Annotated in this window: 15 protein-coding genes; 13 read left to right on the top strand and 2 right to left on the bottom strand. The window is 32.5% G+C overall.

Going from position 1 to position 12,625, the window contains the following annotated elements:
- Positions 1–108: 108 nt before the first annotated feature.
- The 5 genes from EUBIFOR_RS06065 to EUBIFOR_RS12735 all read left to right on the top strand — a co-directional run bounded on the left by EUBIFOR_RS06065 (position 109) and on the right by EUBIFOR_RS12735 (position 4,089).
- A complete protein-coding gene (locus EUBIFOR_RS06065) occupies positions 109–423 on the top strand; it encodes a hypothetical protein (RefSeq protein ID WP_003865093.1) in 315 nt (104 codons plus the stop codon).
- Positions 424–445: 22 nt separating this feature from the next.
- Positions 446–1,243, top strand: coding sequence for a hypothetical protein (locus EUBIFOR_RS06060; protein ID WP_003865092.1), 798 nt, complete (start codon positions 446–448; stop codon positions 1,241–1,243).
- 357 nt (positions 1,244–1,600) lie between these two features.
- Complete coding sequence (locus EUBIFOR_RS06055) at positions 1,601–2,635, top strand: alcohol dehydrogenase (protein ID WP_003865091.1); 1,035 nt, start codon at positions 1,601–1,603, stop codon at positions 2,633–2,635.
- A gap of 137 nt (positions 2,636–2,772) precedes the next feature.
- Positions 2,773–3,627, top strand: coding sequence for a YitT family protein (locus tag EUBIFOR_RS06050; protein ID WP_003865090.1), 855 nt, complete (start codon positions 2,773–2,775; stop codon positions 3,625–3,627).
- 285 nt (positions 3,628–3,912) lie between these two features.
- Complete coding sequence (locus EUBIFOR_RS12735; protein WP_003865089.1) at positions 3,913–4,089, top strand: hypothetical protein; 177 nt, start codon at positions 3,913–3,915, stop codon at positions 4,087–4,089.
- A 133-nt stretch (positions 4,090–4,222) separates the two neighbouring features.
- Here EUBIFOR_RS12735 and EUBIFOR_RS06040 read toward each other — a convergent pair whose 3' ends face one another.
- Entirely contained in the window at positions 4,223–5,104 is an 882-nt protein-coding gene (locus EUBIFOR_RS06040) for a DMT family transporter (RefSeq protein WP_040466251.1), read from the bottom strand.
- Positions 5,105–5,146: 42 nt separating this feature from the next.
- Between EUBIFOR_RS06040 and EUBIFOR_RS06035 the strand changes: the two genes are divergently transcribed.
- The 8 genes from EUBIFOR_RS06035 (at position 5,147) to EUBIFOR_RS06005 (ending at position 10,654) form a co-directional block, all read left to right on the top strand.
- Positions 5,147–5,347 (top strand): hypothetical protein, encoded by a 201-nt coding sequence (locus EUBIFOR_RS06035; RefSeq protein WP_083783531.1) that lies wholly within the window; start codon positions 5,147–5,149, stop codon positions 5,345–5,347.
- Between the two features lie 54 nt (positions 5,348–5,401).
- Complete coding sequence (locus EUBIFOR_RS06030; RefSeq protein WP_003865086.1) at positions 5,402–5,683, top strand: hypothetical protein; 282 nt, start codon at positions 5,402–5,404, stop codon at positions 5,681–5,683.
- A gap of 9 nt (positions 5,684–5,692) precedes the next feature.
- Positions 5,693–7,432 carry a molecular chaperone HscC gene (locus EUBIFOR_RS06025; RefSeq protein ID WP_003865085.1) on the top strand — a complete coding sequence of 580 codons (1,740 nt, stop codon included), beginning with the start codon at positions 5,693–5,695 and terminating at the stop codon, positions 7,430–7,432.
- Positions 7,429–8,067, top strand: a complete 639-nt coding sequence (locus EUBIFOR_RS06020; RefSeq protein WP_003865084.1) for a J domain-containing protein — start codon at positions 7,429–7,431, stop codon at positions 8,065–8,067. The genes EUBIFOR_RS06025 and EUBIFOR_RS06020 overlap by 4 nt, the downstream gene beginning before the upstream one ends.
- A gap of 17 nt (positions 8,068–8,084) precedes the next feature.
- Positions 8,085–8,135 carry a hypothetical protein gene (locus EUBIFOR_RS13550; RefSeq protein ID WP_310592095.1) on the top strand — a complete coding sequence of 17 codons (51 nt, stop codon included), beginning with the start codon at positions 8,085–8,087 and terminating at the stop codon, positions 8,133–8,135.
- A gap of 183 nt (positions 8,136–8,318) precedes the next feature.
- Positions 8,319–9,026 (top strand): hypothetical protein, encoded by a 708-nt coding sequence (locus tag EUBIFOR_RS06015; RefSeq protein WP_003865083.1) that lies wholly within the window; start codon positions 8,319–8,321, stop codon positions 9,024–9,026.
- Positions 9,008–9,673, top strand: a complete 666-nt coding sequence (locus EUBIFOR_RS06010; RefSeq protein ID WP_003865082.1) for a hypothetical protein — start codon at positions 9,008–9,010, stop codon at positions 9,671–9,673. Before EUBIFOR_RS06015 ends, EUBIFOR_RS06010 begins: the two co-directional genes overlap by 19 nt.
- A 48-nt stretch (positions 9,674–9,721) precedes the next feature.
- Entirely contained in the window at positions 9,722–10,654 is a 933-nt protein-coding gene (locus tag EUBIFOR_RS06005) for an ROK family glucokinase (RefSeq protein WP_003865081.1), read from the top strand.
- 37 nt (positions 10,655–10,691) lie between these two features.
- Here EUBIFOR_RS06005 and cls read toward each other — a convergent pair whose 3' ends face one another.
- Positions 10,692–12,212: a cardiolipin synthase gene (gene cls / locus EUBIFOR_RS06000; RefSeq protein ID WP_003865080.1), complete on the bottom strand. Its 1,521-nt coding sequence runs from the start codon at positions 12,210–12,212 to the stop codon at positions 10,692–10,694.
- Positions 12,213–12,625 lie beyond the last annotated feature (413 nt).

Raw genomic sequence — 12,625 nt, 5'->3', positions numbered from 1 at the left:
AGAGGCTTGGAGCATATTATCAGCTGTTTATGAAGCTGAGTGGTCAGGAACAGAAGGAAGTAATTCAGTTTATGGAGCAGATCCTAAGTAAATAAGGAGGTGCCAACTATGATCGCATTGAGAGTATTTGGAAGTGTTCTTCATTTCTTATTGAAGGTGGTACTGTTACCGGTACAGATTGTACTTACGATTCTTATTTACATGATTGATTTTGCAGGTGGCGTATTTGGTTTTATCTTTGGACTAGTAGGTGGATTTATTATTTTGGCCGGGCTTAGCTGCTTGTTTATGCCACCGGTAGACTGGAAGCTGTTTATCGAAGCAATGATTGCAGGAACGGTTATTGGTTCATTACCAAGAATGGTTCGCTATTTTGGTGAGTCTGTTTTGATTGGAATGAAAGGATTATTAGCAAAGATATAAAGATATTAAAGGGGGAAAATGTTTGAACGAACAAAAGGTACAGTGTAGACTGTGTGAACAGTATTTTAATGATGAAGACATGAGTGAGGAGCATTATCCAGCTCATAGTGTAGGAAATGACGATATTATTGAACTTGATTTAACAAAGTTCATGGATACTCTTATGGGTGATAATCCTGAACTAAAAGAAGCAATCAGCGCTGCAATCAAAAATGGAGAAGATCCAAAAGAGTGCGCTGATAAGTATTTTGATCAGCATTTGGCCAAAGACCTATATCCAAAGGGAAGAACTGCAAGAACTTTGTGCCGTAAATGTAATACTTTTCTTGGGAAATACGATGAAGCGTATAAGAAATTCTATTCAGAAGATGGTGATCCGAAGAAAGTAAAGGGATTTCAGAAGCAAACAAAAATACAGATTGTTAAGGCGATATTTGCTAAGTTCCTTTCAATCCCAGAAGCGCAGGATATACATTTTGATTTTCTGGATTTTATTCGTAATCCGGAGGAGATGGAGTATCACGGCGCTTGGAAATTGTATTTTATTAAGAGGGATTATTCAACAGATCTGATTGGATTAAGTGATATTCCGACAGGAAAGATTGATTGGAATGGAGACGGTAAGATGATTGTATTTGAATTATCGGATGACAAATTTATCTTCAATCTTTGTAATTTTGAGAAATTCCCTGAATTTGAAATGAACGATATTTTTGATGTTATGGAGAAAAACTACAGTCTGGTAACTGGAATACATGGTAATAAAGGTAGCTTTCACGAGCATTTTGTTATGACACGTATGTTTAAGGGAATGAAATAGGATGAATAAAAGGCAAAGGGTACTAATTGACCACTTGCCATCCATTTTCTTAAGAAAATCCCTGTGATATTATTACAATGGATCTACTGAAGTGAAGCTAACAACTTCCTCAGAGGTCCATTTTTTCTGCAGAATACAGAAGTCCTTAGCGCACACGAAAGTGGGTGCGTAGCCTGATCGCCTTGCGGTCAGTTCTGGGGGATTGGTCCTATGGATGTGATTGCTACACAAAATATGGATTATGTTTTGGAAGATGAAGTAGAAAAGAAAGTGCAACAAGCTATAGAAACAGGATTACATCTTGTTGAAATTTGGTAAATCGTTTAATAAGTACGAATAGAAAAGGAGTCAAGAAATATGTTGGCATATACGTATTTGGAAAAAGGGAAATTTGAATTGATGGAAAAACCAAAACCCATCCTTCTTCATGAAAGGGATGCGATTGTAAAAGTAACACTTGCAAGCATTTGCTCAAGTGATCTGCATATTAAACATGGTAGTGTTCCTCGTGCTGTGCCTGGTATTACAGTTGGTCATGAAATGGTTGGTATTGTAGAAGAAGTTGGAAGTAAAGTAACTCATGTAAAACCTGGAGATCGTGTAACGGTGAATGTAGAAACTTTTTGTGGTGAGTGTTTTTTCTGTCAAAATGGCTATGTAAATAACTGTACGGATGAAAATGGAGGATGGGCTCTTGGATGTCGAATTGATGGTGGACAGGCAGAATATGTGCGTGTTCCATTTGCAGATCAAGGATTGAATAAAATACCTGATGGTGTCAGTGATCGACAAGCTTTATTTGTAGGGGATGTATTAGCTACAGGATATTGGGCAACTCGTATTTCAGAAATCAAGGAAGAGGATACTGTATTGATTATTGGTGCTGGTCCTACAGGTATTTGTACTTTACTATGTGTTATGCTTCAAAAGCCAAAAAGAATAATTATGTGTGAAAAAGATGAGTCTCGCCTTGCATTTATCCATGAACATTACCCAGAAGTTTTAACGGTATCTCCAGAAAAATGCAAAGACTTTGTGCTAGAAAATAGTGATCATGGTGGTGCAGATGTTGTTCTTGAAGTTGCGGGTGTTCCATCTACTTTTCAACTTGCATGGCAATGTGCAAGAGCAAATGCGATTGTGACAATCGTAGCTTTATATGACGCACCACAAGTTTTACCACTTCCGGACATGTATGGGAAAAACCTGACTTACAAAACAGGTGGTGTTGATGGTTGTGATTGTGAAAAGACTTTACAATTGATTGCACAAGGTAAGATCAATACAGAACCTTTGATTACACATACATATCCTCTTAGTCGAATTGCGCAAGGGTATGAACTATTTGAAAACAAACGTGATGGTGTAATTAAAGTAGCCATTGAGTGTTAATTAAAAAAGGAATCCATAATCATGTATTTTAGGATTCCTTTTGATTTGGGTCAAGATCCGTATTCACATTAGCATGGAATGAACTATTACTTTTTGATAAAAAAATAGTAATAGCGAATTATTAGGAGACAGTTTTCATGAATAAAAAATATAATTATAAAAATATCTTAAAGGAAGCCATGATTTTGACACTCGCAGTTGGAATTATTGCAGCAGCCGTCTATTTTTTTCTAGTGCCTAGTCATACTTCTGTAAGTAGTATTTCTGGATTAGGTATCATACTATCTAATTTTATACCGTTACCATTATCTGCCATTACCATGATCTTAAATGTTGTTTTATTAATTATTGGCTTTTTAACTTGTGGCAAAGAATTTGGTGTAAAAACAGTCTATACAAGTATTATGCTACCTGTTTTTCTTGCATTTTTTGAAATCCTGTTTCCAAATTTTGTATCTTTCACAAACAGTCAAGAATTGGATGTATTGTGCTACATTCTTGTAGTGAGTGTGGGATTGAGTATTTTATTTAATCGAAATGCTTCATCAGGCGGTCTTGATATTGTCGCAAAGATCATGAACAAATATCTGCATATGGAACTAGGAAAAGCCATGTCATTATCGGGTATGTGTGTAGCTTTATCGGCAGCCCTGGTATATGATAAGAAAACTGTTGTGTTAAGTATTCTGGGTACTTATTTTAATGGAATCGTTCTAGATCATTTTATTTTTGATCATAATATTAAACGAAGAGTATGTATAATCACGCCAAAGGAAAAAGAGCTTCGTGAATTTATCATCCATGAACTACATAGTGGAGCAACGGTATATAAAGCATATGGTGCATACAATATGGAAAAACGTAATGAAATCATCACAATCGTAGATAAAGCGGAATATCAAAAGTTGATGAAATTCATTAATGCACTCGATCCAAAAGCATTTATTACTGTATATAATGTATCGGATATGCGATATCAACCAAAGATTTAAGTAAGGCAAGACCTTACTTTTTTTCCTTTTAAATGACCTATTTGGACAATACATTTGATTCTAAATGGCTAAATGATTAATATGAAGATAAGGAGATAGGGTATGGATAAAAGGGTATTTTGAAATTGTGTAATCATAGTTTTAATTTGGCTGTGTAATCGCTTGGCTTATTATTACTTATCTAAAATAAAAGTTTCATTGTGAGTGGCATTATCCTGATTATTGGCTGCTTAATAATGTGGAGGTTTAATTCTGAATATAGATAAATATATAAGATTTGATGATTTGAATAAACAATTTTTCATTCCATCCGATACATATTCTTATAGTGATGTAGTTTGTGTTTCTGTCTTAAATGAAAAAGCTAAGTATAAAGGAAAGGGTGTTCCATTTACGGCTATACTTCCTAGTGGACAATTACCATTTGGGATTCTACAAAATCATATCTATTTGTTGAAGTAAAGGTTGTATTAAAAGATGAAACTATTTTGACCATATATGTATCGAAAGAGAAGGTGTTGTTTAATAGTGATATGTACTTAAGTGATTTGAAAGAAGCTAAATCAATTTTATTCAAAATAAAAGAAAGAATCGGTTAAGATTCCTTCTTGTATTCGGATATAATTAAGCCAGATAAAGTAAGTATAGTTCCAAGAACAATACATGGCGTAATCTTTTCATGTAGGATTATTACTGAAAAGATAATTGTGGCGATGGGGTTTAAATATACATATTGATTGGTTCTAACACTTCCTAATATGGAACAAGAATGGTTCCAAATCACAAAGCATCCCGCACAAGCTATTACACCTAAGAAAAGTAGATTTAATAGATTGAGTGGGATTAGAATCTCTTCCATGGATACATCAAATCCTAATATTGGAAGGCTGATTGTCATAAAGAAAAGTCCCCACGCAAAGATTCGTTTCGTATTTTGAATGGAAGTATGTCCTAATGCATTGACTTTCTTTAATACAACACTATATATAGCCCACATTATGGCGGCTACAATTGTAAGAATATCTCCCTTTGGAGATAGATGCATTTGTTGGCCATTAAAGCTAATGAAGAAGATTCCAATAAAGGCTACAATGAAGCCTACCACAAAGTTGATCTTAAAGGGTTCATCTTTAAAACATAAATAGGCAAGTATGGAAGTAAAGAAGGGTGCTATCGATATTATGACACCTACATTTGTGGCATAAGTATAGACTAGAGCTGTACTTTCAATAAAATAATATAAGAAAACACCGGTTAATCCGCTAAGGATGTACCAAATTTCATCTTTTCTTTTTTCTAGTTTTAATATTTTAGGACTTAAGATGCATAGTGTTAAAAAACCAATTAAAAAGCGTATAAAAAGAAGTTCAATGGGTGTAAATGTATCTAAAAGAATCTTACTCGATACAAAGGTAGAACCCCATATCATAATGCACACAAAAGCTAAAATATGTCCAATCATTGTTTTGTTTTTCATACCAAACTATTATATCAAGAAATTGAAAGGAAGTGTCAAGATATGAAGAAATTAGATCCTGTTGTCATTATTGTCGATGTATTATTACTTGTTGGTTGTGGATGCATGTTCCTATATGGAAAGATGTCAGCTCATTCTTTATTTATTGTAGGCATTATTCTTGTAGGTGTATTAGTCTTATATTTGTATGTCACAAACTATAAAGACAATCATTATGGAGGAAGATTCCACAAAGACTTCTAGGCGGTAGTAATACCGCTTTTAGTATGCTATAGTGGAGTTAAAGAGGGCGATATTATGGGCGGATTATGTGTATTACTATTAATGATGTTTTGTGTAGGATGGATCTTATGCGTATTCTTTTTATCGATGTTAATTCCACTATTGATCATCTATAACGGGATTGTTGGCATTGTATGTTTAATACTATATTTTGTATTACGCAAGAAATCTGTTTTTACCAAATATACAGAAGGCTATAAACATGTACTATCTATTGTATTAAAATATTTTCTAATTGTATATGGAAGTATTTCATTAGTATTTAGTATCATATTAGCTATTTTAAACTTTTGTTAGGAGATAAATATGACAATATTAGGTGTGGATTTGGGAACAACCAACAGTTTAGCGGTTGTCTATAAAGAAGGGAAGCCAATACGGATTCCCAATGCGTATGGCGAATTTGTAACTCCAAGTGCTGTCAGTATCTTGGATGGTAAGATTGTTGTTGGAAAATTGGCTAAGGAAAGACTGATTACGCATCCAGAGTGTAGTGCATCTTTGTTTAAACGAAATATGGGTACAGATGTTACTTATAAATTAGACAAGAAAGAGTATGATTCGGCAGCACTATCTTCTTTTATTGTGAAACAATTGATTGAAGACGCGCAAAATTATTTACATGAATCTATCGATGAAGTTGTGATCAGTGTGCCTGCTTATTTTAATGCACGTCAAAGACAGGATACAAAGCGAATAGGAGAACTTTTAGGAATTAAAGTAGAGCGTTTGATCAACGAACCAAGTGCTGCAGCAATCGCATGTCACATGGACGATGAATATGAAACCTTCGTTGTATTTGATTTTGGTGGAGGCACATTAGATGTTTCAGTTGTTGACTGTTTTGAAAATGTGATTAGTATCAATGCGATTAGTGGAAATAATCACTTGGGTGGCACAGATTTTGATCGAGCTATGGCTGAATATTTTTGTTTGAAAAATGGATTAGACTATAATATCTTAGACTCTTCTTTTCAGCAAAGCATTCTACGTGCTTGTGAACAAGCTAAAATTAAGTTGAGTACGCAAAATGTAGTTGAAGTTTCTTTAGTTCATCTAAATAAGAATTATAATTGTGTATTTGACGAGAATGTACTATTGAATATCACTAAATCTTTACTCGAATCTTGTAAGAATGTCATTGGTAAAGCTGTGAAAGACAGCGGTTTTTCAGCCAGTGAGCTTGATAGTTTGATTCTTGTAGGAGGCTCAAGCAAAATGCCGGTACTTCAACATTATTTATCAGACGCTTTGAATATTCCTATACTAAAAGAAGAAAACATGGATTCTTTAGTTGTACTTGGGCTTGGAAAATATATTGGCATTAAACAAAGGGATGAAAATATTAAAGATGTAGTTGTGACTGATATTTGTCCTTTCTCCTTAAGCACTTCTACTTACAATGAACAAAATCCAGACTTAGAATTATCAACCGTGCTTATTCCTAAGAATTCAGTTTTACCAACAAGTAAAAAGATGACTTTGCGTACCGTGCATAAAGGACAAACTAAAGTCAATATTAGTGTGTTTCAAGGACAGGCCATGTATGCGAAAGAAAATTTATTTTTAGGTCAAGCTTTTATTCATGTTCCTAGAAATATGCATGATTATGAATCGTTTGATTTGATCTATTCGTACGACATTAATTCCATGTTGTATGTAGAAGCCATTGTCCATTCTACAAAGGAACATTATATTTTTAGAGTCTCAAAAGGCGATGTGCTAGAAAAAGTGGATGCGTCTGTTCGTTTAGATTCTATCAAAGAAGTATCTTTAGCTTTATATCAAAATAATGAAGTGGATGCTATACTTGCTCGTATTGAAAGAATCTATAAAGAAGTGGATGAAGAAACACAGGATTATTTGATGAAACTTCATACTGAATTCACAAAAGATATGGAAAGTTTGATCAACAATATTCAAAAAAGAAAACGTCTTATTAATCAGGTTTCACGAATTTTAGATCAGATAGAAGAAAGTCAAAATGTAGATCAATTAGATATCTTTACTCAAGAAGAGAATGAAGAAGGAGAGTATTTGGCATGAATGCGTGGGAAATATTAGGGATTGATCCTACAAGTGATAAAAAGACAATTAAAAGGGCATATGCCAAACTTTTAAAACAATATCATCCTGAAGAAAATCCAGAGGAATTTAAACAGATTCAAGCGGCTTATCAACAATGTCTACATTCAGATCAAGAAATAGAATCTGTTTCATACGAACAAAATATAGAAAGTAAACAAGATATTAAAACACAACCCATTTCAATTAAAGAAGATACAATTGTTCCTCCACCTATTCCTAAAGCAGAAACATTGTTTGTGAAAAGTGAAAAGGATGTAGTTGTTTATCAAGATATATTAAATTCAATTGAAAAAAGTTTGCCAAAAAAGATTAGGCCTAAAGAGATTGTACAAGTTTTTACAGATCCTAAAATTATGCCGTATTTAGAGGATGAATTTTTCTGTAGAAGATTAGAAGACATCTTTTTATCTCGCAAATTAAAATATATTAAGAATTTTAGAGATCCTATTTATATGTATTTAGGAAAGTATGGCATGTCAAAATTATCGAATGTAATGGATTATTCAAATGTTCCAATCTATAAAAGACCAGCTTTTGTAGCTTTTATTGTAGTTAGTGTCATTCTTTTAGAGATGATACTGGGTATTGTTTAACACCGAAAGAGTTTGATATTCTTTATTTTCTTGCACAAAATAGAGGTGAAGTTTTTACGAAGGAATAGATCTAAAAGGCTGTATGGTCCTTGATGATTCCAATATCATGGCTTTTAATTCGTAAACTAAGAAAGAAAATCATAATCCAGATGATCTTCAATATATATTAACGATTTGTGGCATTGGCTATAAATTTAATGATCAACTCTAAAAGGCTAGAAATAGCCTTTTTATTGTGTTAATGTTTATTTATGAAAACATATTTAACTTTAGAAAAATCAATTTCTCATAAATCGAATTATGACGGATCCATATATAAGTCTTATGTAACTTCATTTTTTTCGTATACCAAATCTCATCATACAATCAATGATTTCTACGATGAAGAAGGAAATGTATATATTCCTGAAGTTTATTCATTCTGTGAAAAAAAGGTAGATCCAGACACAAATGAAATGTTTGTACGAGCAGATGTTGAGTTTGAAGATGGATTGGATATGGACTTTCTTCTTCATAAACCACTTTATTTTAATGAACCAGAATGGTTTCATGATTTGACAAATGAGAAAATTAATAAAATCGTATGTAGCTATTCGGATTGGGATATATTGAATCTAATTGATAATAAAACGAGTAATAAAACTATAAATATAGTTATCTTTGATGATGGAATGATTCAAATTGAAGATATAAAGGAAAATCAAAATCCATTAATTTCAACATATCAAATTAACAAGACTTACATTCAACAATTCTTTAAAGCTATGAAGCTAAATCTAGGTAGTGAAACGACATATGAGCCTAGCTATGTTGGTGGATGGTCTAGAAGTTTTACATTATATTGTGAAAGCGGGAATGTGTTTGAATATCACGGCAATTATTGTACAGATTCGAATGAGGATAGTCTTACGACAAATATAGTAGGGGAGTTACTTACAAAATGTCAGATTGTTATTTAACTTTAGAAGAGGTAAAACTCAACACATCATATAAAACATATATTACTGATTTCTTTTCATACACAAAAGCTCGACATAGAATTCAATATCTTTATGATGAAAATGACAATGTGCATTCTGTTGAATTGTATGAAATAATAGATCGAAAAGTAGATCCAGAAACAAATGAACTATTTGTTCGTGCTGAATTTGAGTTTGAAGATCATGAAGATATGGATGATTTTCTTCATAAACCTCTTTATTTTAGAGAACCTGAATGGTTTTGTGATTTGACAAATGAAGAAATTGTACAACTGGATTGTATTTTTGAACAATATGAACCTGTTTTGGGGCCACTGATTGAAAGAAATAATATTTCTATATTTATGGATGGAACAGTGCAAATAAATGATAAAATTTATCATTTGTCTAAACCAATTACTTATGACTTTTTTGATGAAATTCGAATAAATTTAGGCAGTGAAAAAACATATAGACCCTTACTATGTGGTGAGTGTAGTAGCCGATATACTTTGCATCTAAAGAGTGGTAAAGTCATTAAATATTCTGGTAATTATGTATTATGTGATGGCACTCCATATGGATGTAAAAGATATACAAAATTAATTGTCGATGATTTAATCAAACAAGTATGTGAAAGTGATTGATTCTTTTTGAGAATTTTAATAAGCTATTATTAAAGGAGATTATATAATATGAAATATGGATTTGGAGTCGATATAGGTGGTACTACTATTAAGATTGGTTTATTTTCAGTCGAGGGAGATTTGATTGAAAAATGGGAGATTCCTACAAATAAAACTGATAATGGAAAACATATTCTTAAAGAAATTGCTGATTTTATTTATAGTACTATCAAGGAAAAAAACATTGATAAGACGGATGTTTTAGGTGTAGGTTTAGGTGTGCCAGGACCTGTAAATAAAAACGGTGTCGTGAATGGATGTGTAAACTTAGGGTGGAACGCATTCAATGTCGAAAATGAATTTAATGAAATTTCTGGCTTTAGTGTAAAAGTAGGAAATGATGCCAATGTAGCAGCCCTTGGAGAAATGTGGCAAGGGGCAGGAAAAGGATATCAAGATGTATTAATGGTTACACTAGGTACGGGTGTTGGAGGCGGTTGTGTTTTAAATGGAAAAATCGTTTCCGGAATTCATGGTGCTGGTGGAGAAATTGGTCATATACCTGTAAAGGATGATGAACCAATCGCATGTAACTGTGGTAACCATGGATGTTTAGAACAATATGTTTCAGCTACTGGAATTGTTACACAAGCTAAGAAAACATTAGAACAAGATACTCGAAGTTCGAGTTTACGAAACTATGCATCTTTAGAAGCCAAGAATATTTATGATGAAGCTAAAAATGGGGATGAAATCGCCAATGAAGTTGTCAATCTAACTTGTAAAATCTTAGCTAAATCACTTGCACAAGTATGCTGTGTAATTGATCCAGAAATCATTGTGATTGGTGGTGGCGTTTCTAAAGCTGGAGATATCTTAACTTCAAGAATTAGCACATTCTTTAAAGAGTATGCATTCCATGCATGTGAAAATATACCTATCGTTTTGGCTAAACTTGAAAATGATGCCGGAATGTATGGCTGTGTAAAATCATTATTTTAATTCTACTAAAAATGCAAGGTTAAATCCTTGCATTTTTCTATAATAATGGCGAAAAGATTCGAATAATGCTTAAGAATAATCCTTTGACAATATTAACATGGGTATCTTCAATTTGAATTTCTTTACATTTTGACAATGTATCGATAAAGTTTTGTTTCACATCCAAAATCTTTTTTGACTTATATAATAAAGTACCATTTTCAAAATGTAGATATAGTGAACGATAATCCAAATTGATTGTTCCTACAGTGGCATATGTATCATCTGAAATAAATACTTTGGAATGGACAAAACCCGGCTCATATTCATAAATTTTAACACCACCTTGAATGAGTTGTGCATAATAAGTTGTACCCATGTCATGTATAATTTGTTTATCCGCTATGCCAGGCATAATAATTCGTACATCGACACCTTTTTTTGCGGTATGAATCAACGTATTGATCATTTCAGAATCAATAATCAAATATGGCGTCATAATATATACATATTCATTGGCACTATTTAACAAGTCTTCATATACGGATTGTCCGGTTAATTCTTGATCTAAAGGTGTTTCTGCATAGGGAGCAATATATCCATCAAAAGATGTTTCATCAACAATCTTGGAATTTTTAAATACAGTATAATCTTCATCTTCATGGCGTAAAGCATTCCAGTTTGTCAAAAACATGACTAGATAAGACCATACAGCTTTACCTTTGATGCAAATGATATTGTCCATCCAATGACCATATTTCACTTTTTTATTGATATATTCATCGGCTAAATTAGCACCACCACTAAAGGCAACCTTTCCATCAATAACTAATATTTTTCGATGATCCCTATGATTCATAATTGTATTGATAATAGGGGAGATTCGATTAAAAGACACTGCTTTAATCCCTTTTTTCTCCAATTGTTTGGCATAAGAAGCAGGAAGTGTACCTAATGATCCCATGTCATCATACATAATACGTACTTCAACGCCTTGTTTTACTTTTTCTTCTAATATAGAAAGTATGGAGTTAAACATGATGCCTTCTTCAATAATGAAATATTCCATAAAAATATATTTCTCCGCTTTTTTTAGCTCTTTTAACATCTCATCAAAACCATTTTCACATGGAGCATAATATTTAAAACCGGTATTGTGATAAAAAGGAAAGCCTTCTTCAGATAGAAAGGCAAGTTGTGAAACATAATCTTTATTATCTTTTCGAATCTCATCAATGATGGATGCATCTTGTATATAATAAGAAAATGCTTTTTTCTGTTCTTGAATGATATTTCGAAATGTTTTTCCAAATAATAAACTTAACAACATCAATACATATACAAATGTACCAAAAACTGGAAACAACATGATTAATAAAATCCACATTAAATCGGAAGATAAGTGTCTACTTGTTCGAACGATATTTAAGATAATTAAAACAGATAGAATGTGTAATAAAGCTTCGACGAACACAAAAGAAGAAGTTAGCCATTTGAATAATGTAAAATACAATCCAACTTCACCTAGTGCAATAATTACTAATGGAACAATTCTACCTAACCATATTTTTAATTTCATACAATCAACTCATTTCTGCATAGAGTAATATACCATTTAAATGAAAAAGAGCCAACTTTAATTGTTGACTCAAAATATCTTTAATAGAGGAGAGAACTAGAATGTTAGTGTTTGAGGAGTCTAGTTCTCTAATCGACTGTTAGATGAAATATAACATATGAGGTAGTTGGCGTTATTTTCATATGCTAAAAATTATTATGTTGGCGTTTGAAGTCATCTAACTAAAAATATTATAACACGTGAAAATGAAAAACATATTGACATATGTCACTTTTTTACAAAAAGTTTACATACTTTGTATTTTCAACAAAATGAAAGCCAACACTCTGAAAGGGTAAGAAAGAATGCTGGCCATTTGGAATAGGCTAGATAAGATGTGAGTAAGGGTTCTTATCTAGCAATTGTAAGTATAA

The sequence above is a fragment of the Holdemanella biformis DSM 3989 genome (genome assembly GCF_000156655.1).
Taxonomy (GTDB): Bacteria; Bacillota_I; Bacilli_A; order Erysipelotrichales; family Erysipelotrichaceae; genus Holdemanella; species Holdemanella biformis.
This window is presented reverse-complemented; position numbering and strand designations above follow the sequence as displayed.